Raw genomic sequence first — 23,001 nt, 5'->3', positions numbered from 1 at the left:
TCTCAGTTGGCCTTGGCCGCGAACGTGGTCTCGATGACTCGGACCGTGTTGTCGTTCGCTCCGGTCGAGCGGGAAGTGATCCGGTAGATATGGCTGTCGACGCTGGTGTTGCCGGTACCCGGCGAGGATTGTCCCGACTCGTGCTGCGAGCCGGCGCCCGACGGCAGCTCCACACCCAGGTCTTCGATGATGTACACCGGGTCCTTGGTCAGCTTGAAGGTCTTGTCCGCGCTTTCCGCCGTGAGCGTACCGGCGGAATACACCGTGCTTCCCGTGTCCACCCAGCCCGGCGAATTACGGAACGCTTCCACATCGGTGTTCGATACGGTGGCATCGTACTTGTAGCAAACGGGACCTGACGTGGTGCATGCCATGGGGTCGAGATTGCTCGCCGTCCACAAGCGCCACTCCGCGCCACGAAGGGCGGATTCCGCACCGAAGTCGGCCAACTGGGAACTGCGCAGGCCGCCAGCGAGACGCAGCTGCATGAGTGACGTACCGGACGCGGCGATGGCGAGGATCGTGATCAGCAGGAGGAAGATCAGCGCGATCACGAGCACGACGCCAGCCTGCCGCCGTGGCGCCTGCCATGCTCGATGAAGGGGAAAGCGTTTCATGTCTGCTCCGGAACGCGTCGCATCAGGGGTTGTAGTTGCGCAGCATCACCAGCGAGGTGAACTGACGGCGGAGACGCTTGTCGTCGAACCCTTGCTGGGACGGCTTGATGGCGAGACCCGCCGTGCCCGACTGCGCCGGATAGACCGGCGCGAAATTGCCGTTGCTGCTATCGGGCGTATACAGGAAGGCCGTTTCCGGCGTGGTGAGGGTCGGCATGGTGACCTGGCTCGAAAGCAGCAACGACACCTCGATGCTCTTCACCGCGCGCCACAGGCATCCCGGATCGCTCGTCGTCAGGGTGTTCGCCGTCGGCGGACAGGTCACCGTCTTGTTCACACGTGAGTCGACCTGGTCGGCGGTGAGGAATCGCACGGCGCCATTGGCATCCTCCACGCCGTAGCGGAAGGTCAGGCGCTCCACGCCGCGAATCAATTCCTGGTCGGGTACCGAAACGGTGGTGCCGTTGACCCGGCGCATCAGCGCGCCGGTTTTCACGCCAGTGTCCGATCCGTTGTCGCTGACCACCTGCACGTAGTACGTGACGTTCTGCATGTCATTGACGAAGTCGAACAGGCGCGGAGCCGACTGCGGCTGCAACGCCAGCGGCGTGATGAAATTGCTCGCCGCCGCCGGCACGAGCTTTGCCGTCGTGCTGCCGGTCACCGCGAACACCTGCGCGCTGGAGCAGTCGGCGACGAGCGCCATGCCGCTCTTGAATTCCGAAATCGGCGGTTCGGTAGCCGTCGGAGCCAGTTGGATTTCCTTCAGCGTATTACCGGTCAGGTCGGGCACCACCTTGTTGGTGTCGCCCAGGCGCCAGCCGCGCGAAGAATCCAGGTAACGCAACGTAAGGACATCAGTGCCCACGACGCGATTGCCTACCGCGGTCCCCGCCGTGTTCAGCTTGCCGCCGAGGAACGTCACCGGAATCGGGAGGCACGCGCCCGTGCCCGTGCAGTTGTAGCCGCGCATGAACATGAAGGACGGCATCGCATACGGCGCTGTCGGCGCGGCCGGATAATTGACGCCGGACTCACCCGAGGCCCCACCCCATGGGGTCGTGTTCTCGAACAACGCGGGTACGTCCAGGAAGTTCTTGGCGAGGATGCGCGGCGTGCGCAGGCCGTCCAGGTAGACGTCCGACGTGGTCTTCGTTGCGACACCGCCGGTGTTGTTGCAATACATGCCGGTGGCCATGCTGAGGTCGTCGTTGAGCTTGCCGATGGCGAAGCGGCCGTCCTCCTGCAGCCGCGCGAGTTGCGTCTGCACCCGGTTGCTGCTGGAGGTCGAGAGGAACAGCGTGATGATCCCAGCCGACACCAGCAGGCCGAGCACCATCGCGACCATCAGTTCGATCAGGGTGACGCCGCGGATGGCGCGACGCATAGTGATACGCATGGTCATGGTTCGAAGACCCAGGTGAACGATTGCAGATTGCCGTCGTCGACGTTGTCATCCGTGCCGCCGCCGATGCCGCGTTCGGCCCAGGTGATGGTCATCGTGCATGTGCCGCCGAAGGGCGGACGCAAGCCGATCTGCGCCGTGGGGTCGTAGCCGAGGTCGCCGGCCTTCGTGCATGCGATCGAGCTCGGCCCCAGTCCAGGCAGGAATGCCTGCAGCTGTGCTGTCCAGAGCAGCTTGTCGCGCAACGCGATGTCGTCGGGACTGCAGGGCGCCGTCGCGTCACACTTGGGCATCGTGCCCGTCGTGAATGGATAGGTCGCGGAGTAATCGTCTTTCCACAGCCCGTAGGGGTTGGCCCGCATGCGATCGGCCATGCTGTTGGCAAGGAAGGTCACTTGCGTGCGGACGAAGGCCGACTGGTTGGACCGCGTCGAGATGATCAACAAACCGGCGAGCCCGATGAGACCGATGCTGAATATCAGCACGGCCATCAAGACCTCGATCAACGACACGCCGCGCACCGCGCGGCGGGAACGAATACTGGCCACGTAGGCTTCCCCTGCATTTCCCTTCCGATAGCCTATCCCGGACCCCAGCCTTGTTAAGGCGCTTCCCGACGAGCGGTAGGTGGCCGCCGACAAGCGGAGCCTGACGAGGGCCGGGGCTCACGCTAGGATGGCAGCCCGGAGTCGCCTGGGGCGGCACTGACCACCACATGGGGAAATATCATGCGACCGACCAGCGCGATCCTTATCGCCACCAGCCTTCTATGGACGTGTTGGACCCCCGCGCATGCCCAGGAAACCGGTCTACCCGGCGCCACCTTGGACGACGCGGGGCAAGCGGCGGGTTTCGGCCAGTTTCTTTGCGGGCTTCCCGGCAGCCAGATCGACGCCTTCCGAAAGAAGGTGGACACCCTCACGTCGGGAGGAACGGCGAGCGCGGCGTTCCATGCCGGCGAAGCGAGAGCCAGGAAGCTGATCGACCAGGCTCGTCAGGACAATGGAGATGGCCAGGAACTGCGGGACGTTTCCTGCAGCGAGGCCACCACCCTCATCACCAACACCCTCGCGACACCCTGACGTAAAGCGCACCGCACGTTCACGTCCCTGGGGGCTCCATGGCGGTCTCATCCACAACGGGAGGCCCAGCCATGAACCACGACCGCCAGGACGTCAAACACCCCGACCACAGCCAACCGAAGCATCCGGAATCGGAACGCGAGAAGAAGGCCCGCAAGGAGCACGCCGACGAGAACCAGGACCACGCCCTGGAAGAGACCTTCCCGGCCAGCGATCCGGTCTCGCCCTTCGTGCCGGCGAAAGCACCCAAGTAAAATGCGCCACACGACGCCGCGCGTGTCGCCGACACGCCGGCGTCGCATCGGTATAACGCAGCGGTCACGAAGCAGCGGTGAGAATGAGCGGGCTAAGAAAGGAGTTCGTCCGTGCTCGCGCAGTATGTCTTCACCTCGGCGGATGTTCCGTTCCGCATCGTTCGCCACGGCCACCGCTGGCGTGCGCTCCACGGCGATCGCGAAACCGGTCGCTACGACAACGCCGAAGAGGCGATCCATGCCCTTCGTGCCGATCATCCCGATGCCCGCCTGCCCCGGCGCCTCAGCGACTGGCGCTACCTGCCGGATGCTCCCCTGCTCCACCTGGCACCACCCAGCGCGGCGGCCATGGCACGTCTCGCCGCCGGCTAGGCCTCAAAGGGCCATGCTGCGCCAGTGGCCATGGTCGTCCTCGATCCGCAGTTCCACGGAGGCGCCACCCGCGTGGTGCGCGCGGGCCTGGCGCAGCGCATAGGACAACGCATCGCGTTCCTGTTCGAAACGCACCGGCTTCTCCGCATCCACCCGCACCGCCCATTCGGCGCCGGATTGCGGGGGCTGCATGACGTAGACACGGACGTAGCGCATCGCTCGTAGCCTTTCCTCAACCCTGACGAGGCCATTCACGCGCCAGCAGGGCGAAGACGACGTCGTCGACCCATTCGCCGCGAAAGAAATAGCTCTCCACATGGTGGGCCTCCTGGCGGAAGCCGAGCGAGCGCAACAGCGCGATGCTGGCGACGTTGCGCGGGTCCACCGAGGCCACGGCACGCCGATAGCCCCAATCGCCAAAGGCGAGGCCGAGGGCCGTGGCCATGGCTTCACGGGCATAGCCACGGCCTTGCCGCTCGGGCCGGAGCGATACCCCGAACTCGATCGCCCCGTCCGGGGCCGGAGGGAAATGGATGCCGAGATCGCCGACGAGTTCGGCGGAATCCTTTTCCCGGATGGCGAGCTGGAACCAGCTATCGGGCGCGGCGAAGGGCTGGACGGCCTGCTTCGCGATGAACGCCTCGGCATCGCCGACGTCCGCCGGTTTCCAGCCCTGGTAGCGGGCCACGGCATCGTCGCCACGATAAGCATGCAGGAGCGGCGCGTCCGCTGGAGCGAGGCGGTCCAGGCGCAGCCGCGCGGTGAGGAAGACGGGGTGAACGGGATGGTCCATGCGGCATCCTCGGCCTATCCGGCCGGCGCCGCAACTAGTCCTCGCCGGCACCACGCTTTTCGTAGTCGGCACGCGCCGCCTCGATGTCCGCGCGATGCTTTTCCGCCCACAACCATACGCTGCAAAAGGCGGCGCCGAGGCTCAGGCCGATCCCGGTGAGTTCGTATTCCACGCGCGGCGGCACCACTGGATAGACCGTGCGCGTGACCAGCCCGTCGGCTTCCATCTGGCGCAAGGTCTTGGTCAGCATTTTCTGGCTGACCCCGCCGATCAGGTCGGCGAGACGGCCAAAACGCAGGCGGCCATGTTCCGCCAGCACCTCCAGCGTGAGCATCGTCCAGCGATCGGCCACGCGTTCGATGATGCCCTGCACGAGGGCATCGAGTTCCGGATCGGTGTAAGGCTCACCCAATACACGGCAGGGTTCGTCGTAGATCTTCTTGGTCTTGGCGGCCATGTCCGCACTCCATACTTCCCAGGCGGTAAGTATGGAACTTTTAGGCGCCTACTTTCCATAGGATCGTGTCCGGCCTAGCCTATCCCTACTTTTTCTCCGACGAGGTTCCCATGAACATCTCAGGCAACACGATCCTCATCACCGGCGGCGGCTCGGGCATCGGCCGGGCGCTGGCGGAAGCTTTCCACGCACGCGGCAACCAGGTCGTCATCGCAGGGCGCCGGCAGAGCGTGCTCGACGCGACCATCGAGGCCAATCCCGGCATGAAGTCGGCCGTGCTGGACATCGAGAACCCCGCGGCGATCCAGCGCTTCGCCGCCCAGCTGCGCAAGGACTTCCCGGCCCTCAACGTGGTGATCCACAACGCGGGGATCATGCGTCCGGAACGGCTGACCGACGGCAGCACGGATACCGCCGAAGCCACCATCACCACCAACCTGCTCGGACCGATCCGGCTCACCGCGGCACTGATCGATCACCTGCTGGCGCAGCCGAAGGCGAGCATCGTCACGGTGTCTTCCGGCCTGGCCTTCCTTCCCTTCGCCGTCGCTCCGACCTATTCCGCGACCAAGGCGGCGATCCATTCGTATTCGGAAACGCTGCGCTACCAGTTGAAGGACACGTCGGTGCAGGTGCTGGAACTGGTACCGCCCTATGTGCAGACCGAACTGATGGGTGAGCGGCAGAAGAACGATCCGAACGCGATGCCGCTGGATGCGTTCATCGAGGAGACGATGCGTCTGATCGAGAGCACGCCGGACGCCACGGAGATCCTTGTCGAGCGTGTGAAACCGTTGCGCTTCGCCGAGGCGAACGGGAGCTACGCGGGGTTCTTCAAGCAGTTCAACGACAACGCGGCGGATCACGCTCCGTAGCTGTCGAATCGCCGACAAAGTCGGCTCCCACCGGCTTATGGCTACCTGGCCAGCTTGTGGCTACTTGGCCGGCTTATGGCTACTGGCCGGCTTGCAGCTACCTGGCCAGCTTGTGGCTACTGGCCGGCTTGCAGCTACCCGGCCAGCTTGCAGCTACCTTGTGGGAGCCGACTTTGTCGGCGATGCTCTTACGACAGACACAAAAAAACCCGCTGGCGCGGGTTTTCTTGTGTCCTCCGGGACCGCTCGTCGGCAGTCCGGGAGAAAGGCGCTGGTGCCGGAAATAGGAATCGAACCTACGACCTCATCATTACGAATGACGCGCTCTACCAACTGAGCTATTCCGGCGAGAAGCGGAATTCTAGGGAAGCTTGGCACCCGGCGCAAGCCTCAGCCGGCCATGCGCAGCTCCTTGGGCAGGGCGAACGTGATGTTTTCCGCCTCGCCATCCAGTTCGCGCACGCTGCCCGAGCCCCAGGATTGCAGGCGGGCGATCACTTCCTGGACGAGCTTTTCCGGTGCCGAGGCACCCGCGGTGACGCCGACGCGGGTCTTGCCTTCCAGCCAGCCGCGCTGGATGTGTTCGGCGCCGTCGATCAGGTACGAGGTGACGCCCTGTTTCTCGGCCAGTTCCTTCAGGCGGTTCGAATTGGAACTGTTGACCGAACCCACCACGAGGACGAGGTCCACGGCGTCGGCGAGACGGCGTACGGCATCCTGACGGTTCTGCGTCGCGTAGCAGATGTCGTCCTTGCGCGGCCCCTCGATGCTGGGGAACTTCTCGCGCAAGGCGCCGATGATCGCGATGGTGTCGTCCACCGAGAGGGTCGTCTGGGTGACGAAGGCGAGCTTGTCAGGCTGCGAGGGCATCAGCTCGGCGACATCCTCGACGGATTCGACGAGGTAGATACGACCCACGTTGGCCCGGTTCCACTGCCCCATCGTGCCCTGGACCTCGGGATGGCCGGCGTGGCCGATGAGGACGACGTCATGCCCCGCGCGGCCCAGGCGCGCGACTTCCATGTGCACCTTGGTCACCAGCGGGCAGGTGGCGTCGAACACGTTGAGGTGGCGGCGGTCGGCCTCTTCGCGCACGGCCTTCGGCACGCCATGGGCGCTGAAGATCACGGTGGCGCCATCGGGCACTTCGTCGAGTTCGTCGACGAAGACCGCGCCGTCGGCACGCAGGCGCTCCACGACATAACGGTTGTGCACCACCTCGTGGCGCACGTAGATGGGCGCGCCGTAGGATTCGAGCGCGCGCTCGACGATGGCGATGGCGCGATCGACGCCGGCACAGAAACCGCGGGGATTGGCGAGGAGGATGTCCAAGGGGACCTCGTGGCCGTGAGGCCGTGGCTATGGGCTTTGGGCGCCCTGGGGGCGCCGGAACCCGCGCATTATCGCACGGCGGGCTTGGGCGAGCCGCTGAACAGGCTGAACACGATCAGGGCCGCGGCGCCCACGCTGATGGCGGAATCGGCCACGTTGAAGACCGGAAACGGATAGCTGCCCAGGTAGACCTGGATGAAATCGGTGACCTTGGCCGCGTGGACGCGGTCGATCACGTTGCCCAGCGCGCCGCCCACGATCAGCGCCAGGGGCGCGGCGGTACGCCAGTCGTGGCGCGGGGTGCGCGAGAGCCACACACCCAGGGTGCCGCTGATGACGGCCGCCAGCAGGACGAAGAACCAGCGCTGCCAGCCGGCGCTATCGGCCAGGAAGCTGAACGCGGCGCCGGTATTGAAGGTGAGCGTCCAGTTGAGCACGCCCGGAATCACCGGATGGGGCGTCTCGGCCGGCTGCAGGGCGGTGAGCGCCCACCACTTGGTCAGCTGGTCGAGCACGATCATCACGGCGGCGAGCCAGAGCCAGGACAGCGCGTTGGGTTTGGGGCGTACGGTCATGCGTCGGGGACCATGGGTGGTGTCAGGGATGATGTGGCGAAGCCGCCGGTCAGAACCAGCGGCGGTCCTCGCCCTGCCCCGTCACGTTCTCCACGCAGCGGCCGCAGATCTCCGGATGTGCCGGGTCGACACCGACATCGGGACGATGGTGCCAGCAACGGATGCACTTGACCGCATCGCTGACCGTGGCCGAGACGTACACCTCGGCGCCGTCCAGCTCCACCCGCTCGGCGGACGCCGGACGGCCTTCCAGCGGCGCGAGCGTCACATCCGAGGTGATGAAGAAGAAGCGCAGTTCGAAAGCCGATTCAGCCAGCGCCGCCTGGGTGGCGATATCGGCATGGATCGTCAACGTGGCGTCGAGCGAGGCACCGATCTGGCCTTCCTTGCGCATCCCTTCCAACACGCGCGACGCCGTCTCGCGGATGGCCAGCAAGGTCGACCACCAGCCGCGCGCGTCGGCGTCCTGGCGCACGTCGAGCCCTTCGTAGAAGGTCTCGAACAGCACCGATTCGCTGCGCGAGCCCGGCATGTGCGCCCAGATTTCCTCGGCGGTGAAGCTGACGATCGGCGCCAGCCAACGGGCCATGGCCTCGAGGATACGGTACATCGCGCTCTGCGCGCTGCGCCGGCCGCGGCTGTCCGTCGGCATCGTGTAGAGGCGGTCCTTCGTGATGTCGAGGTACAGCGCGCCGAGTTCATTGGTGCAGAAGTTCTGCACGCGCTGGACGATCTCGGGGAAGTCGTAGCGCTCGTACGCGGCCACGATCGCCGCCTGCGTGTCCGCCGCCTGTCCCACGGCCCACCGGTCGAGGTCGAGGCAGGCGTCGGTGGCGAGCAGGTGCTTGTCCGGATCGAAGCCATCCAGGTTGCCGAGCAGGAAGCGCGCGGTGTTGCGGATGCGTCGATAGGTGTCCGCCACGCGCTTCAGGATCTCGTCCGAAAGCGACATCTCGTTGCGGTAGTCGGTCGAGCAGATCCACAGGCGCAGGATGTCCGCGCCCAGGGTCTTCATGATGTCCTGCGGCTCGATGCCGTTACCCAGCGACTTGGACATCTTGCGACCCTGCGCATCCACCGTGAAGCCGTGGGTCAGCACGTGGTCGTAAGGCGCGCGGCCGTGGATCGCCGCCGAGGTGAGCAACGACGACTGGAACCAGCCGCGGTGCTGGTCGGAGCCTTCCAGGTACATCACCTTGTACTCGCTGGCGTCGCCGGCCTGCAGTTCGGGACGCGCGCCGATCACGGCGAAATGGCTGACGCCGGAATCGAACCAGACATCGAGGACGTCGGTCACCTTCTCGTACTTGTCCGCCTCGTCACCGAGCAGTTCGCGTGGATCGAGCGAGAACCAGCTGTCGATGCCTTCCAGCGCGACCTTCCGCGCGACCTTCTCCATCAGCTCGACGGAATCCGGATGCGGGTCGTGCGTGTTCTTGTCGACGAACAGGGTGATGGGCACGCCCCAGGTGCGCTGGCGCGAGATGCACCAGTCCGGACGACCTTCGACCATGCCGGCGATGCGTTCTTCGCCCCAGCCGGGTACCCAGCGCACGGCCTTGATCGACGTGAGCGTGGTGCGGCGCAGGTCGGCCTGCTCCATGCCGATGAACCACTGCGGCGTGGCGCGGAAGATCACCGGCGTCTTGTGCCGCCAGCAGTGTGGGTAGCTGTGCGTGAGCTTCGCCGAGGCGAGCAGCACGCCACGGTCGCGCAGCAGGTCGACGATCTGGTCGTTCGCCTTCCAGATGTGCACACCGGCGAAGGAGACATCGCCCGCCAGGGGCAGGTCGGCCCGATAGACACCACGGCCGTCGACGTAGTTGAGCGTGCCGATGCCATAGTTCTGGCCGACGACGAAATCTTCCGCGCCGTGGTCGGGCGCGGTATGCACGGCACCGGTGCCGTCCTCGTCGGACACGTGGTCGCCGAGGATGATCGGCACGTGCTTGTCGTAGAACGGATGACGCAGCGGCTGGTTCTCCAGCACCGCGCCCTGCACGCGCGCGAGCACGTTCACGGTCTCCACGCCGTAACGCGCCAACGCCTTCTCGACCAGCGCCGAGGCGATCACCAGCAGCAGCGGCTTGCCACCACGCGACGGCCCTTCGACGAGGGCGTATTCGAGTTCGCCACCCAGCGACACGGCCTGGCTGGAAGGCAGCGTCCACGGCGTGGTGGTCCAGATGGGAACGGCGATGTCCGCTTCGCCCGTGGCGATGCCGAACAAGGCGCCGAAGGACACCGGATCGACCGCGTCATAAGCGACGTCCACCGCCGGCGAGGTCTTGTCGGCGTATTCGATCTCGGCCTCGGCCAGCGCCGAACCGCAATCGAAGCACCAGTACACCGGCTTGGCGCCACGCACGACGTGGCCGTTGGCGACGATGCGTGCCAGCGCGCGGATCATGTCCGCCTCGTAGGTGAAATCCAGCGTGCGGTACGGCTTTTCCCAATCGCCCAGGACACCCAGGCGCTTGAAGTCGGCGCGCTGCAGGTCGATCTGCGCCATCGCGTACTCGCGGCACTTCTGCCGGAACGTGGCGGCGTCGAGCTTGTCGCCCGCCTTGCCGAATTTCTTCTCGATCGCGATCTCGATCGGCAGGCCATGGCAATCCCAGCCCGGCACGTAAGGCGCACGGTAACCGGCCATCAGCTTCGACTTGACGACGACGTCCTTGAGCACCTTGTTGACCGCATGGCCGAGGTGGATCATGCCGTTGGCATAGGGAGGGCCGTCGTGCAGCACGAACACCTTGTCGCGCTCCGCCGTGTGCGCCTGGATCTGCGCATAGCGGCCCACGCGTTCCCACGTGGCCAGCCAACCCGGCTCGCGCTTGGGCAGGTCGCCACGCATCGGGAAATCCGTCTGCGGCAGGTTGATGGTGTTCTTGTAATCCTGGGTCATCGCTGGGAACCGTGGGTTTCTGGGGCATCGACAAGTATGGGGTTCATCCCAAGGGCCTGCCGGGCGGCGATCTCGTCCTGGCGCATCTGCGCGGTCAGGGCGTCGAGGCCGTCGAATTTTTCTTCGTCACGCAGTTTCCGAACGAACTCCACGCCGATGCGCTGGCCGTAGAGATCGCCGGAGAAATCGAAAAGGTGGGCTTCGAGCAGCGGCTCGCGCACCTCGTTCACCGTCGGCCGGTAACCCAGGCTGGCCACGCCCGGCCAACTGCAGGGACCGTCGCCGATGCCGATGCGCACGGCGAAGATGCCATGGATCGGGCTCACCCGTTCACTGAGATGGACGTTGGCGGTGGGATATCCAAGGGTGCGGCCCAGCTGCTGGCCGTGTTCCACATGGCCGTCGATGACGAACGGCCGTCCCAGCAGGCGGGCGGCCTCACCGAAACGGCCTTCGGCCAGCAGCGTGCGCACCCGGGACGACGACACCCGTTCGCCGTCGACCCGTACCGGTGGCACCGCGTGCGCGGTGAAGCCGAGGTCGGCGCCCATCGCCTGCAGGAGGGCGAAATCGCCACCGCGACGGTGGCCGAAGCGGAAATCCTCACCCACCCACACTTCGCGCGCGGCCATGCGGCCGACGATCACCTTGCGGACGAAGTCCTCGGCGGACATCGCGGTCAAGGCCTGGTCGAAGCGCAACGAGAGCAACTCGCGGATGCCGGCGGCCGTCATGCCCTCGGCCTTTTCGCGAACCCCTGAAAGGCGCGGCACCGGCTCCTTCGAAAAGAAGGCGCGGGGCAAGGGTTCGAAGGTGATGACGGCGGGGGCCAGGCCGCGCGCTTCGGCCCGCTGGCGCACCTCGGACAGGATCGCCTGGTGGCCCAGGTGCAGCCCGTCGAACGCGCCGATCGCGACCACGCTGCCTTCGGGTGCGAGGCATGGGCCGTCGTCGTCGCGATGAAGTCGCAGCGTCATGCCGGGGCGCCCTTGGATCGATGCGGAATAAAAGCCATCAGGCCAGTATAGCCGCCCCATTGCGCCGCACAATGCGACGCCGTGCGCCTCACCGGGCGCGCAGGTCGCGCAGGCGGAAACCCATCGCGAATAGCGTACCCACGTAAGCGCCGCCGCCGGCACCGACCAGCACGGCCAGGCGCCATACCCGCTCCCATTTCTCGACCGCGCTCCATTCCGGCCAGACATGCAGGCCGGCGAGCAGGACGGACACCATCACCGCGCAGGCGACGCCCAGGCGGGCCAGATGACGGCCCCAGCCGGATTGGCGCGTATACACGCCGGCCTTGCCCAGCCAGCGCCAGAGCAGCAGCAGGTTGAGATAGCTGGCCAGGGCGCTGGCCATGCCCAGGGCCATGTGCAGTCCCGGGATCGTGGCGATCGCCTCCATCCACGATCCCGCCTTCTGCGCCGGGGTCGCCCAGAGGAAGAACAGCAACGCCAGGAAGGCCACGTTGAAGACCATGTTGGCCACCAGCGAAGCCACGCCGGCGCGGACCGGGGTCGTCGTGTCCTTGCGCGCGTAGAAGGCCGGCAACACGACCTTGACCAGGGCGAAGGCGGGCAAGCCGAAACTCAGCGCCGAGATCGACAAGGACGCCATCCGCGTGTCGAAGGCGGTGAACCGGCCATGCTGGAAGATCGTGGCCACCAGCGGCACCGAAAGGATCATCAGGCCGAACATCGCCGGCACGGCGATCAGCAGCGTCGTGCGCAGGCCCCAGTCCAGCGCGCGCGAGAAACCTTCCTTGTCGGTGGTCACGTGGTGGCGCGACAGCGAGGGCAGGATCACCGTTCCCAGCGCCACGCCGAACACGCCCAGCGGCAGTTCCAGGAAGCGGTCGGCCTGCGACAGCCAGCTCTGCGAACCGGCGACGAGCAGCGAGGCGATCACCGTGTCGAGCAGCAGGTTGATCTGCGCGACCGAGGAGCCGAACAGGGTCGGCACCATCAGCCGCATGATCCGGCGCACATCCGGCGAACTCCAGCCCCAACGCGGCAGCGTGAGCAGGTCCAGCTGCTTCAACGCGGGCATCTGGAAAACCAGTTGCAGCGCGCCGGCCACGAGGATGGCCCAGCCCATCGCCATGATCGGCGTGTGCAGCTTCGGCGCGAGCCACAGCGCCCCGGCGATCATGCAGAGGTTGAGGATCACCGGCGTCAGCGCCGGCAGTCCGAACCGGTGGAAGCTGTTCAGCGCGCCGCCGCTCAGGGCGGTGAGCGAGACGAACAGGAGGAAGGGGAAGGTCAGCCGCAACAGGTCGACGGTGAGACCGAATTTTTCCGGTGCCTCGACCGCGCCCGGCGAAAAGAGGGCTGTCACTTGTGGCGCGAAGATCACGCCCAGGGCCACCACCACCAGCAGGACGCCGCCAAGGGTGCCGGCGGTCAGCGACATCAGCCGCTTCAGGTCCTCGTGCGGACGGGTCTCCTTCACTTCCGTGAAGACGGGCACGAAGGCCGTCGAGAACGAGCCTTCGGCGAACAGCCGCCGCATGAAGTTGGGGATGCGGAAAGCCACCCAGAAGGCGTCCGTCGCGGCATTGGCACCGAACGAGGCGTTGATAGCCATGTCGCGGACCAGACCGAGCACGCGGGACACCATGGTCATGCCACTGAAGCTGAGCATGCCGCGAAGGAGACTGGGGGTTTTCATCCGGACGAGGAATACCTGGAACAAACCCCTAGTTTGACAGCGGCGCCGGGGCGGAGGACAGTCCGCCATCTGGAATTTCCGGGGCAGTCCGCCCTTCCCGTCCGCCGACCCGCCCGCGCGGGGGCTAAGCTATTGACGCAACCCGTCTTTGGCTTCAAAATGAGCGTCTTTTTTAAAACCAACCGAACTCTGGAGCTTTACCTTGGCCAACATCAAGTCCGCGAAGAAGCGTGCGCGTCAGTCGGAGCAGCGCCGTCTGCGCAACGTCAGCGCGCGTTCCATGGTGCGTTCCGCACTGAAGAAGGTCGTCAAGGCGATCGACGCCAAGGATAAGGCTGGCGCCGTCAGCGCGTATGCCGTCGCCGTGCCGGTGATGGATCGCTACGCCGCCCGTGGCCTGATCCACAAGAACAAGGCCGCTCGCCACAAGAGCCGCCTGAACGCGAAGATCCGCGACCTGGCGTAAGCCTGCGCGACATCGCCGTTCGCAAAAAAGCCGGCTTACGCCGGCTTTTTTGTTGCCCTATATTGTGGGAGCCGCTTCAGCGGAGATCCCGCGGCAGCGGGCCCGGGTTAAATGGCAAGCACCCATCGCCGACAAGGTCGGCTCCCACCTCCCACCCTCAGTCTTCGCCGCGCATGCGGACATCGTCCGCAGCCTCGGTACGTTCGCGGCGCGCGACGCGCTCGGCATCGAAGAACTGCTGCACCTTCAGGCACACATCCCACGTGCCGACCTGGCCCGCGGCGGAAACGACGAACCACGGCGCCGTCCACTCCAGCCGCGCGACGATGTCGTCGACCACGCGCTTGAGCTCGTCCTCGTCGTCGATCACGTCGGACTTGTTGATCACCAGCCAGCGGGGGCGGTCGACCAGTTCGGTGTCGAACTGCTGCAACTCGTGCTCGATCGCACGAACCTGCTCCACGGGATCGGAGCCGTCGATCGGCCGGATATCGACCACGTGCAGCAACAGGCTGGTGCGCGACACATGGCGCAGGAACTGGATGCCCAGGCCCGCACCATCGGCGGCCCCCTCGATGATCCCCGGGATATCGGCGATCACGAAGCTCTGGTCGGTACCGATGCGCACCACGCCCAGGTTCGGGTGCAAGGTGGTGAAGGGATAATCCGCCACGCGAGGCGTCGCCGCCGACACGGCACGGATGAAGGTGCTCTTGCCGGCGTTGGGGAACCCGAGCAAGCCGACATCGGCCAACAGGCGAAGCTCGAGTTTCAGGTCGCGCACCTCGCCCGGCGTACCCGGCGTGGACTTGCGCGGAGCCCGGTTGACCGAACTCTTGAAGTGGATATTGCCCAGCCCGCCGCGCCCACCCTGCGCCACCTTGAGGCGCTGGCCGTGCATGGTGAGGTCGCCGATGACCTCGTCGGTGTCGACATTGGTCACCACGGTGCCGACCGGAACGCGGACTTCGATGTCTTCGCCGCCCTTGCCGTACATCTGGCTACCCATGCCACCCTGCCCGCGCGGCGCCTTGAACGAGCGCATGTGGCGGAAATCGACGAGGGTGTTGAGCCCCTCGTCGGCCACCAGCCACACCGAACCGCCGTTACCGCCGTCGCCACCATCGGGGCCGCCGAACGGAATGAATTTTTCACGACGGAAGCTCACGCAGCCGTTGCCGCCGTCACCGGCCGAGACTCTGATTTGCGCTTCGTCGACGAATTTCATGGAAGATGGCCTGGTAGAAGTGATGCCGCCGTACAAACGAAAAGCCCCGCCTATGGCGGGGCCTTCGCTATCGCGTCGAAGAGGCTTACGCCTGGACGACGTCGACGAACTTGCGGCCCTTTTCGCCGCGGGTCTTGAACGACACGGTGCCGTCGACCAGCGCGAACAAGGTGTGGTCGCGGCCGAGGCCGACGCCCACGCCGGCGTGGAACTTGGTGCCACGCTGGCGAACGATGATGTTACCGGCTTCGACAGCCTGGCCACCGTAGATCTTCACGCCGAGGTACTTCGGGTTCGAATCGCGGCCGTTACGGCTGGAACCTACGCCTTTTTTATGTGCCATGACTTATATCCTCCGGCGACTCAGGCGTTGATGCCCGTGATCTCGATTTCGGTGTAATGCTGACGGTGTCCCTGCGTGCGCTTGTAGTGCTTGCGACGACGGAACTTGACGATGCGGATCTTATCGGCGCGGCCGTGGGCGCGAACCTTCGCGCTGACGGTGGCACCGGCGACCAGCGGGGCGCCAACGGTGATCGATTCACCTTCGCCCACCAGGAGGACCTGGTCGAACTGGATGGTGGAATCGACTTCGGCGGGGAGCAGCTCGACGCGCAGGATTTCACCTGCCATCACACGATACTGCTTGCCACCGGTCTTGATGACTGCGTAGCTCATGGTTGTTTCCTGTTGCTGATTATGTAGTTCTTTTTAGGGTCTTGCGGGTGTTGCGAATCGCGAATTATAGCGGGGCCCAAAAGGCAAGGTCAATCAGTTGGTTAAGGCCGGAATGCGGGGACGGGCCCTGGTCGGCCTCCCTGGAAGACATTGGTTTGAAAACATGGCCTTAGCTTCCGTCCGGTGGACGGGAATCGCCGACAGGGTCGGCTCCCACCGGGCAAGGGCCTCGATGGGAACCGCCTGGCTCGGGATGGAAGCCGGCCTGATCAGGATGGGAACCGGCCTGGCTTGGTGGGAGCCGACCCTGTCGGCGATGCCGCCGAAGGCGGCTCCCCCCGCCGCGCCCCACTCTCCCCGCCGGAACTACTTCTTCTTCGCAGGCGCCGCCGGGGCGGGGGCCGGAGCCGGTTTCGCCGCCGCGCCGGCCGCCGGGCACTGGCCCTGCTGGTTCAGCGTGCCCTGGCTCTGCAACTGGGCGATCATCTGCTGGCCGCGTTCCTGGCCCCACTGCTTGCCGATCTGCATGCCTTCGGCCATGGTCGCCGGCATCTGCGTGATCACCTTCTGGCCCAGGGGCGAGCGGTAGAACTTGAGCAGGCCGTCGATATCCTCGGCCGTGAAATGCTTCTGGTAGACCGGAACCATCCGTCCGATCAACTGGTTGGTGGCATTGGCATCCACGAAACCCTGCCAATAGCTGGCCGGCACGCAAGGCAACGCGTTCTGCATCACGCCCGCCATCTGGCTGTTCATCTGGCTGAGCATGCGGCCCATGCCGACGGCATCCATCAGCTGGCGCACCTGCTGCTCGGAGGGCGGCGCCGCCAGCGCCTGTCCCGCACAACCCGCCAGCACCAGGCCGGCGGCGATCCCTGTCCACTTACGCATGCGTGTCTTCCTCTTCGAATGGGTGGCTTCGACCCCTCCCCGGGGCCGGGCCATGGTAGCCGCGCGCGGCCCTCCGGGTAACCCACATCCGGCAGGGTTCCGGTCCCGCATAACAAATGTGATGACCTGTCAAAGGTCGATACGGAATGAAGGCCGAAAACCCTTGGTATAGTCAGCGACTTCCCCCATTTACGTCGGCACATGGACAGCATTCGCATCCGCGGCGCCCGCACGCACAATCTCAAGAATATCGACCTCGACCTCCCCCGCGATCGCCTGATCGTGATCACGGGGCTGTCCGGGTCCGGCAAATCCTCGCTCGCCTTCGACACGATCTACGCCGAAGGCCAGCGTCGTTACGTCGAGTCGCTGTCCGCCTACGCGCGGCAGTTCCTCTCGATGATGGAAAAGCCGGACGTGGACACGATCGAAGGCCTCTCGCCGGCCATCTCGATCGAGCAGAAGTCGACGTCGCATAACCCCCGTTCCACCGTCGGCACGATCACCGAGGTGTACGACTACCTGCGCCTGCTCTACGCGCGCGTCGGCACCCCCCGTTGCCCGACTCACGGCATCGCCCTGGAAGCACAGACCGTCAGCCAGATGGTCGACACGGCCATGGCACTGGACCCGGACAAGCGCTGGATGCTCCTCGCGCCGGTCATCCGGGAGCGCAAGGGCGAGCACGTGCAGGTGTTCGACCAGCTGCGCGCCCAGGGTTTCGTCCGCGCGCGCGTCGACGGCGAGGTGTACGACCTCGACGCCGTGCCGCCGCTGACGCTGCGCCAGAAGCACACCATCGAGGCGGTGATCGATCGCTTCCGTCCGCGCGAGGACATCAAGCAGCGCCTGGCCGAGTCGTTCGAGACCGCGTTGCGCCTCGGTGACGGCATCGTGATCCTCGTCGACATGGACGACAAGAAAGCGACGGAGCAGCTGTTCTCCTCGCGCTTCTCGTGCCCGATGTGCGACTACTCGCTGCCGGAGCTCGAACCGCGCCTGTTCTCGTTCAACTCTCCGGTCGGCGCCTGCCCGACCTGCGACGGCCTGGGCGTCACCCAGGTCTTCGATCCCTCGCGCGTGGTCGGGCACCCCGAGCTCAGTCTTGCCGGTGGCGCCATCCGCGGCTGGGACCGTCGCAACGCCTACTACTACCAGATGATCGTTTCACTGGCGAAGCATTATGGCTTCGATCCGGAGACGCCCTGGCGCGAGTTGCCGAAATCGGTGCAGAACGCCGTCCTGAACGGTTCCGGCCGCGAACTCATCCCGTTCCGCTACATCACCGAGCGCGGCGGCAAGGTGACCCGCGAGCACAAGTTCGAGGGCATCCTGCCGAACCTGGAGCGCCGCTACCGCGAAACGGAATCCGCCGCGGTACGCGAGGAACTGGCTCGCTACATCGCCGATCATCCGTGCCCGGATTGCGGCGGGCAACGTCTCAACCCGTCGGCACGCAACGTGTTCGTGGCCGATCGCGCGATCCCTGAACTGACATCGCTCGCGATCGACAATGCCCTGTCCTTCTTCGAGAAGCTGAAGCTGCCGGGTTGGCGCGGCGAAATCGCGGTGAAGATCGTGAAGGAGATTCGCGAGCGCCTCACCTTCCTCAACGACGTCGGCCTCAATTACCTCACGCTCGACCGCCAGGCCGACTCCCTGTCCGGTGGCGAGGCGCAGCGCATCCGCCTGGCCAGCCAGATCGGCGCCGGCCTCGTCGGTGTCATGTACGTGCTGGACGAGCCGTCCATCGGACTGCACCAGCGCGACAATGAGCGCCTGCTCGGCACCCTCACGCGCCTGCGCGACCTCGGCAACACGGTGATCGTGGTGGAGCACGACGAGGACGCCATCCGCGCCGCCGACCATATCCTCGACATCGGCCCGGGCGCCGGCGTGCACGGCGGCCACATCGTCGCCGAGGGTACGCTCGAACAGGTGCTGGCGTCGCCCCGCTCGGTCACGGCGAAGTACCTCAGCGGAGAGCGCGGCATCCAGGTGCCGGCCAAGCGCCGCCAGGCTCGCGACGACCAGTGGATCGAACTCAAGGGCGCCACCGGGAACAACCTCAAGGACGTCGACGTCCGCATCCCCGTGGGCACGTTCACCTGTGTCACGGGCGTGTCCGGTTCGGGCAAGTCCACCCTGATCAACGACACCTTCTATCGCCTCGCCGCGATGGAACTCAACGGCGCCAGCGAGCAACCGGCACCGTACGATTCGATCGAGGGCCTGGAACTGTTCGACAAGGTGGTCGACATCGACCAGTCACCGATCGGCCGCACCCCGCGTTCGAATCCGGCCACTTATACGGGCCTGTTCACGCCCTTGCGCGAGCTCTACGCACAGGTGCCCGAGTCGCGCCAGCGCGGCTACACGCCGGGCCGTTTCAGCTTCAACGTGCGCGGGGGCCGCTGCGAAGCCTGCGAGGGCGACGGCATGATCAAGGTGGAGATGCATTTCCTCCCCGATGTGTACGTGCCCTGCGACGTGTGCCACGGCAAGCGCTACAACCGCGAAACACTGGAAGTGCTCTATAAGGGGCACACCATCGCGGACGTGCTCGACATGACCGTGGAAGATGCCTTCAAGCTGTTCGAGAACGTACCGGTGATCGCGCGCAAGCTGGAAACCCTGCGAGCCGTCGGCCTCGATTACATCAAGCTCGGCCAGAGCGCCACCACGCTCTCCGGCGGCGAGGCGCAGCGCGTGAAGCTGTCGAAGGAACTGTCCAAGCGCGACACGGGAAGCACGCTCTACATCCTCGACGAGCCCACCACGGGCCTGCATTTCCACGACATCGAACAGTTGCTCGACGTGCTGCACAAGCTGGTCGAGCACGGCAATACCGTGGTCGTGATCGAACACAACCTCGACGTCATCAAGACAGCCGACTGGCTGATCGATCTCGGGCCCGAAGGGGGAGCGGGCGGCGGGCGTATACTTGTCAGTGGCACACCGGAAACGGTCGCCGCGACGAAGGAATCGCATACCGGCCGGTTCCTTCTGCCGCACCTGAAACCGTCCAAGCCCGTCGCCAAGGTGGCGACGAAGGCGACGACGAAGGCGGCCAGCAAGGCCGCCACGAAGAAACCGGCCGCCAAAGCGGCCCCGGACGCGAAGAAAAAAAGGACTGCATGACCACTGAAGCCTCGAACACCCCGACGCCCGTGCCGCTGTTCATCACGCCGATGGACGTGCGCTGGCAGGACCTCGACGCCTACAACCACGTCAACAATGCGAACTACCTGGTCTATCTGCAGGAGGCACGCATCAAGTGGCTGGAACAGCTGCCGGGCAAGTGGTACGGCGACGACGGCACGCCGGTGATGGCGCGCAGCGAGTTGAACTACCGCATGCCCATCGAATACCCGGCGGACATCCAGATCGAGCTTTTCGTCAATCGCATCGGCACGAGCTCCATGACCATCGGCCACCGCATCGTGACCAGCGACGACGCCACGAAGATCCATTGCGACGGCAGCGTCACCATGGTCTGGATCGACCCGAGGAACGGGCGCCCGGTACAGGTGCCGCAGGTGATCCGCGACGCGGTGGCGGAAGCCGAGAACGCCTGAGCCAGGCAGGCAGGTCTCGAAAGTGAGGCCTGCCGCACTTCGCAAGATCGCGCGGATTCAGATCCGACCGGTATGATCCGTCAGGGTCACCCACGGAGAGAGTGAATCATGCTGCGCCGTTCCCTCGTACTCGCGATCGCCTGCGCCGTCGCCCTGCCCGCCCTTGCCGCCGATGAGCGTACCGCGCTCACGCTCTACCGCGCCGATGGCGACCAACTCTTTTCCACCGGCGGCGATGCCGTGTCCGGCGACGGCTACGCCGTCGTCCACGAGCGCCGCGCGTTCGACCTGAAAGGCGGCGTGCAAGACCTTTCCATCGACGGCCTTCCCGCCGCGCTGGACAGCGAGGCCATGTCGCTGCGCTTTCCCGGCAAGAACACGCGTGTCGTCTCCCAACGCCTGTTACTCGGGCAGGGTTTCGACGGAGCGGTGGCCGGACTCGTCGGCCGCAACGTCAGCGTGATCGGCGAGAACGGCCAGCCGATCGCCACCGGCACCCTGGTCCGCGGCGGCGACGCGCTCGTCGTACGCGAAGCGAACGGCCAGGCCAGCCTGATCCGCCAATACGCCGCCCTGCGCGCGGCCGATGCCACGGACTTCGCCCGCGGCTCGACCCTGCAGGTGCGCGTCAACGGCGGCTCGGCAGGATCGACGACCGCGCAACTCGACTATCCCACCTCCGGGCTCGGCTGGCGCGGCGCCTACGTGGCCACGCTCGCCCCGGGCAACACCTGCCGCATGGCCTTCGACGCCGCCGCCAGCATCGCCAACCGCAGCGGGCGCGACTGGAAGGACGTGTCCCTCAAGCTCGTCGCGGGCGACGCGCGCCGCGCGAAGGCACCGCCGCAGCGGGAGAAGATGTTCATGGCCCGCGCACCCGCCCCCATGGCGGCCATGGACATGGCATCGGCGGAACCCCGTCAGGCCACGCTTGGCGACCTGCGCACCTACACCCTGCCCACCGCGGTCGACCTTCCCGATGGCAGCGTCACGCAAACCCCGCTTTACGACAGCCGCACACTGGATTGCCAGCGCGAAGCCGTCTACGACACGGGCATGGCCTACCAGCCGCCACAGCCGCGCATGGAGCGTGACATCGGCCTCCCGACGAACGGCGTGCCGGTCGTCTCGAACCTGCGCTTCAAGGCCTTCGACGCCCTTCCCGCCGGGTACGTGCGCGTGCTCACCACCGACCGCGACGGTAACGCCGAACTCCTCGGCGAGGGACGCCTGGACGACACGCCGAAGAACAAGGACACGACCGTATCGCTCGGCAACGCCTTCGACCTCGGCGCGACGCGCGAGCAAACGGCCTTCACCGCCGATGCCGCCGCGCACCGCATCGACGAAGGCATGCGCATCCACCTCACCAACGCGGGCGACACCGCCCGTACCATCGTCGTGCGAGAACATCCCGGCCGCTGGCGCGCATGGACGGTGACGTCTTCCTCCGTGAAACCATCGAAGGTCTCGCCGGAATTGCTCGAGTTCAAGGTCGAGGTGCCGGCCAACGGCAGCGCCGATCTCGATTACGCGGTGCGTTATACCTGGACCGACGCCGACCTGCCCAGGTAACACGACCCGATCGCCCCATCCACACCACGGACAACGACATGCTCGACATCCTCCTGCACGACGGCGACATCCACGAGATCCGCATGGCGCGCGCGCCGGTCAACGCATTCGACATCGCCCTGGTCCGGGCGCTGCGTGACGCGATCGCCGATGCTCCTTCCAACGGCGCGCGCGGCATCGTGCTGTCGGGTGCGCAGGGCATGTTCTCCGCCGGCGTGGACGTCCCTGCCCTGCTCCAGCGGGACCGCGCGGGCGTACGCGAATTCTGGGACGAATTCTTCGCCCTGTGCGGGGCCATCGCCGCCTCACGCGTTCCGACGGTGGCCGCCGTCACCGGTCACAGCCCGGCGGGTGGCGCGGTGGTTTCGCTGTTCTGCGATTACCGCGTGATGGCGCACGGCCCGTACAAGATCGGCCTCAACGAGGTGCAGGTGGGGCTGTCGGTTCCGGAGCCCATACAGTTCGCGATGCGCCGCATCGTCGGCTCGTACCGCGCCGAGCGCTTGCTGGTGGCCGGCGCGATGGTCGACGCCGAGCAGGCCCACGCGATCGGGCTGGTCGATGAACTGGCCGCGGTCGAACAGGTGGTCACGCGCGCCGTGAACTGGCTGGCCGACCTGCTCAAGTTGCCGCCGAAGGCCATGCTGCGCACGCGGGCCATCGCCCGCGCGGATCTCGTCTCGGTGTGGGGCGACACATCGAACCTGCTCGATCCCGGTTTCATCGACGATTTCTTCGGCGATGAGACCCAGGCCGTCTTGCAGGCGCTGGTAGCCCGACTGAAATCCAAGTAGAAGCATCGCCGCTGAAACCTTGGAGAGAGTCGTCACGCATTTTCCGAGGGTGGCTGGCGACATCAGGCTCGGCTTCGCCATCGTGTTTTGCTTTGCCCCGAGGCAGGGGAGCCGTCGCGATGAGCGAAGGTGATTGTCTTGGTCGGCTTGCGTCGTGTGCGAGCGCGGACAAGCCATGCCTTTGATATGCCGTCGGCGTTGTGTGATGCGATAGGTTTTCGCGAGCACCCATCGCCGACAAGGTCGGCTCCCACCTTGAGTCGCCTCTGGTCGGCAAGAAATTGCTACCGGTCGGCACGTGGCGTCCGCGGAAAAAGCCGTGCGTCAAAGCACCTTCACCCCGCTCGTCAAGCAATCCAACCGCGTCGTTTGGAGGGGGAGGCGTCGGGTGTCGTTCTCAGAGCGATTCCGCAGGGAGGCGTAGGCCGGACGAGGACCTGTCTCTTAT

Annotated in this window: 24 protein-coding genes and 1 tRNA gene; 9 read left to right on the top strand and 16 right to left on the bottom strand. The window is 65.8% G+C overall.

Features of this window, described 5'->3' with window-relative positions:
* Nucleotides 1-2: 2 nt before the first annotated feature.
* Genes ACR9ZJ_RS03530 through pilV form a run of 3 tightly spaced genes read right to left on the bottom strand, consistent with a single transcriptional unit; the run spans nucleotide 3 to nucleotide 2,570 of the window.
* Nucleotides 3-617, bottom strand: coding sequence for a pilus assembly PilX family protein (locus ACR9ZJ_RS03530; RefSeq protein ID WP_481286890.1), 615 nt, complete (start codon nucleotides 615-617; stop codon nucleotides 3-5).
* 22 nt (nucleotides 618-639) lie between these two features.
* The gene (locus tag ACR9ZJ_RS03525) at nucleotides 640-2,016 is read right to left on the bottom strand and encodes a PilW family protein (protein WP_481286889.1); all 1,377 of its coding nucleotides are present in this window, start codon (nucleotides 2,014-2,016) and stop codon (nucleotides 640-642) included.
* Between the two features lie 2 nt (nucleotides 2,017-2,018).
* Nucleotides 2,019-2,570 (bottom strand): type IV pilus modification protein PilV, encoded by a 552-nt coding sequence (gene pilV, locus ACR9ZJ_RS03520; RefSeq protein WP_481281073.1) that lies wholly within the window; start codon nucleotides 2,568-2,570, stop codon nucleotides 2,019-2,021.
* A gap of 180 nt (nucleotides 2,571-2,750) precedes the next feature.
* On the opposite strand from pilV, the gene ACR9ZJ_RS03515 reads away from it, so the two are divergent.
* The 3 genes from ACR9ZJ_RS03515 (at nucleotide 2,751) to ACR9ZJ_RS03505 (ending at nucleotide 3,730) form a co-directional block, all read left to right on the top strand.
* Entirely contained in the window at nucleotides 2,751-3,104 is a 354-nt protein-coding gene (locus ACR9ZJ_RS03515; RefSeq protein ID WP_481286888.1) for a hypothetical protein, read from the top strand.
* Nucleotides 3,105-3,175: 71 nt separating this feature from the next.
* Complete coding sequence (locus ACR9ZJ_RS03510) at nucleotides 3,176-3,358, top strand: hypothetical protein (protein ID WP_481281075.1); 183 nt, start codon at nucleotides 3,176-3,178, stop codon at nucleotides 3,356-3,358.
* Between the two features lie 111 nt (nucleotides 3,359-3,469).
* A complete protein-coding gene (locus ACR9ZJ_RS03505; RefSeq protein ID WP_481286887.1) occupies nucleotides 3,470-3,730 on the top strand; it encodes a hypothetical protein in 261 nt (86 codons plus the stop codon).
* Nucleotides 3,731-3,733: 3 nt separating this feature from the next.
* Here the strand turns inward: ACR9ZJ_RS03505 and ACR9ZJ_RS03500 are convergent, their stop codons facing one another.
* From ACR9ZJ_RS03500 to ACR9ZJ_RS03490, 3 genes are read right to left on the bottom strand one after another with little or no spacing between them, the layout of a single operon-like run.
* On the bottom strand, nucleotides 3,734-3,946 hold the full coding sequence (locus ACR9ZJ_RS03500; RefSeq protein ID WP_481281076.1) for a hypothetical protein: 213 nt from the start codon (nucleotides 3,944-3,946) through the stop codon (nucleotides 3,734-3,736).
* 16 nt (nucleotides 3,947-3,962) lie between these two features.
* Nucleotides 3,963-4,523: a GNAT family N-acetyltransferase gene (locus ACR9ZJ_RS03495; RefSeq protein ID WP_481286886.1), complete on the bottom strand. Its 561-nt coding sequence runs from the start codon at nucleotides 4,521-4,523 to the stop codon at nucleotides 3,963-3,965.
* Between the two features lie 34 nt (nucleotides 4,524-4,557).
* The gene (locus tag ACR9ZJ_RS03490) at nucleotides 4,558-4,980 is read right to left on the bottom strand and encodes a winged helix-turn-helix transcriptional regulator (RefSeq protein ID WP_481286885.1); all 423 of its coding nucleotides are present in this window, start codon (nucleotides 4,978-4,980) and stop codon (nucleotides 4,558-4,560) included.
* A 110-nt stretch (nucleotides 4,981-5,090) separates the two neighbouring features.
* Here ACR9ZJ_RS03490 and ACR9ZJ_RS03485 point away from each other — a divergent pair, with 110 nt between their 5' ends.
* A complete protein-coding gene (locus tag ACR9ZJ_RS03485) occupies nucleotides 5,091-5,855 on the top strand; it encodes an SDR family oxidoreductase (RefSeq protein ID WP_481286884.1) in 765 nt (254 codons plus the stop codon).
* A 272-nt stretch (nucleotides 5,856-6,127) separates the two neighbouring features.
* Here the strand turns inward: ACR9ZJ_RS03485 and ACR9ZJ_RS03480 are convergent.
* The 6 genes from ACR9ZJ_RS03480 to murJ all read right to left on the bottom strand — a co-directional run bounded on the left by ACR9ZJ_RS03480 (nucleotide 6,128) and on the right by murJ (nucleotide 13,343).
* Nucleotides 6,128-6,203: transfer RNA gene (locus tag ACR9ZJ_RS03480), tRNA-Thr, on the bottom strand.
* 42 nt (nucleotides 6,204-6,245) lie between these two features.
* Nucleotides 6,246-7,187 (bottom strand): 4-hydroxy-3-methylbut-2-enyl diphosphate reductase, encoded by a 942-nt coding sequence (gene ispH / locus ACR9ZJ_RS03475; RefSeq protein ID WP_481281080.1) that lies wholly within the window; start codon nucleotides 7,185-7,187, stop codon nucleotides 6,246-6,248.
* 68 nt (nucleotides 7,188-7,255) lie between these two features.
* Nucleotides 7,256-7,762, bottom strand: a complete 507-nt coding sequence (gene lspA, locus ACR9ZJ_RS03470) for a signal peptidase II (RefSeq protein ID WP_426287147.1) — start codon at nucleotides 7,760-7,762, stop codon at nucleotides 7,256-7,258.
* 49 nt (nucleotides 7,763-7,811) lie between these two features.
* Nucleotides 7,812-10,670, bottom strand: a complete 2,859-nt coding sequence (ileS, locus tag ACR9ZJ_RS03465; protein WP_481286883.1) for an isoleucine--tRNA ligase — start codon at nucleotides 10,668-10,670, stop codon at nucleotides 7,812-7,814.
* On the bottom strand, nucleotides 10,667-11,647 hold the full coding sequence (locus tag ACR9ZJ_RS03460) for a bifunctional riboflavin kinase/FAD synthetase (protein ID WP_481286882.1): 981 nt from the start codon (nucleotides 11,645-11,647) through the stop codon (nucleotides 10,667-10,669). The genes ileS and ACR9ZJ_RS03460 overlap by 4 nt, the downstream gene beginning before the upstream one ends.
* 88 nt (nucleotides 11,648-11,735) lie before the next feature.
* Nucleotides 11,736-13,343, bottom strand: a complete 1,608-nt coding sequence (gene murJ / locus ACR9ZJ_RS03455) for a murein biosynthesis integral membrane protein MurJ (RefSeq protein WP_481286881.1) — start codon at nucleotides 13,341-13,343, stop codon at nucleotides 11,736-11,738.
* Nucleotides 13,344-13,545: 202 nt separating this feature from the next.
* Between murJ and rpsT the strand changes: the two genes are divergently transcribed.
* Complete coding sequence (gene rpsT, locus ACR9ZJ_RS03450; protein WP_072321609.1) at nucleotides 13,546-13,809, top strand: 30S ribosomal protein S20; 264 nt, start codon at nucleotides 13,546-13,548, stop codon at nucleotides 13,807-13,809.
* A gap of 157 nt (nucleotides 13,810-13,966) precedes the next feature.
* Here rpsT and cgtA read toward each other — a convergent pair whose 3' ends face one another.
* The 4 genes from cgtA to ACR9ZJ_RS03430 all read right to left on the bottom strand — a co-directional run bounded on the left by cgtA (nucleotide 13,967) and on the right by ACR9ZJ_RS03430 (nucleotide 16,606).
* A complete protein-coding gene (gene cgtA, locus ACR9ZJ_RS03445) occupies nucleotides 13,967-15,037 on the bottom strand; it encodes an Obg family GTPase CgtA (RefSeq protein ID WP_481286880.1) in 1,071 nt (356 codons plus the stop codon).
* Nucleotides 15,038-15,122: 85 nt separating this feature from the next.
* Nucleotides 15,123-15,380 (bottom strand): 50S ribosomal protein L27, encoded by a 258-nt coding sequence (rpmA, locus tag ACR9ZJ_RS03440; protein WP_144911162.1) that lies wholly within the window; start codon nucleotides 15,378-15,380, stop codon nucleotides 15,123-15,125.
* A 20-nt stretch (nucleotides 15,381-15,400) separates the two neighbouring features.
* The gene (gene rplU, locus ACR9ZJ_RS03435) at nucleotides 15,401-15,715 is read right to left on the bottom strand and encodes a 50S ribosomal protein L21 (protein WP_306851521.1); all 315 of its coding nucleotides are present in this window, start codon (nucleotides 15,713-15,715) and stop codon (nucleotides 15,401-15,403) included.
* 366 nt (nucleotides 15,716-16,081) lie between these two features.
* Nucleotides 16,082-16,606 carry a DUF2059 domain-containing protein gene (locus ACR9ZJ_RS03430; protein WP_371022065.1) on the bottom strand — a complete coding sequence of 175 codons (525 nt, stop codon included), beginning with the start codon at nucleotides 16,604-16,606 and terminating at the stop codon, nucleotides 16,082-16,084.
* Between the two features lie 201 nt (nucleotides 16,607-16,807).
* Here ACR9ZJ_RS03430 and uvrA point away from each other — a divergent pair, with 201 nt between their 5' ends.
* The 4 genes from uvrA (at nucleotide 16,808) to ACR9ZJ_RS03410 (ending at nucleotide 22,553) form a co-directional block, all read left to right on the top strand.
* Nucleotides 16,808-19,747, top strand: coding sequence for an excinuclease ABC subunit UvrA (uvrA, locus tag ACR9ZJ_RS03425; RefSeq protein WP_481286879.1), 2,940 nt, complete (start codon nucleotides 16,808-16,810; stop codon nucleotides 19,745-19,747).
* The gene (locus tag ACR9ZJ_RS03420; RefSeq protein ID WP_481281086.1) at nucleotides 19,744-20,184 is read left to right on the top strand and encodes an acyl-CoA thioesterase; all 441 of its coding nucleotides are present in this window, start codon (nucleotides 19,744-19,746) and stop codon (nucleotides 20,182-20,184) included. The genes uvrA and ACR9ZJ_RS03420 overlap by 4 nt, the downstream gene beginning before the upstream one ends.
* A gap of 108 nt (nucleotides 20,185-20,292) precedes the next feature.
* The gene (locus tag ACR9ZJ_RS03415) at nucleotides 20,293-21,759 is read left to right on the top strand and encodes a DUF4139 domain-containing protein (protein WP_481281087.1); all 1,467 of its coding nucleotides are present in this window, start codon (nucleotides 20,293-20,295) and stop codon (nucleotides 21,757-21,759) included.
* A gap of 38 nt (nucleotides 21,760-21,797) precedes the next feature.
* The gene (locus ACR9ZJ_RS03410) at nucleotides 21,798-22,553 is read left to right on the top strand and encodes an enoyl-CoA hydratase/isomerase family protein (protein ID WP_481281088.1); all 756 of its coding nucleotides are present in this window, start codon (nucleotides 21,798-21,800) and stop codon (nucleotides 22,551-22,553) included.
* Nucleotides 22,554-23,001 lie beyond the last annotated feature (448 nt).

This window comes from Luteibacter sp. KNZ12-1A (assembly GCF_056755675.1).
Note: the sequence above shows the minus strand (reverse complement) of the source record. Positions and strands in the feature narration are given on the sequence as shown.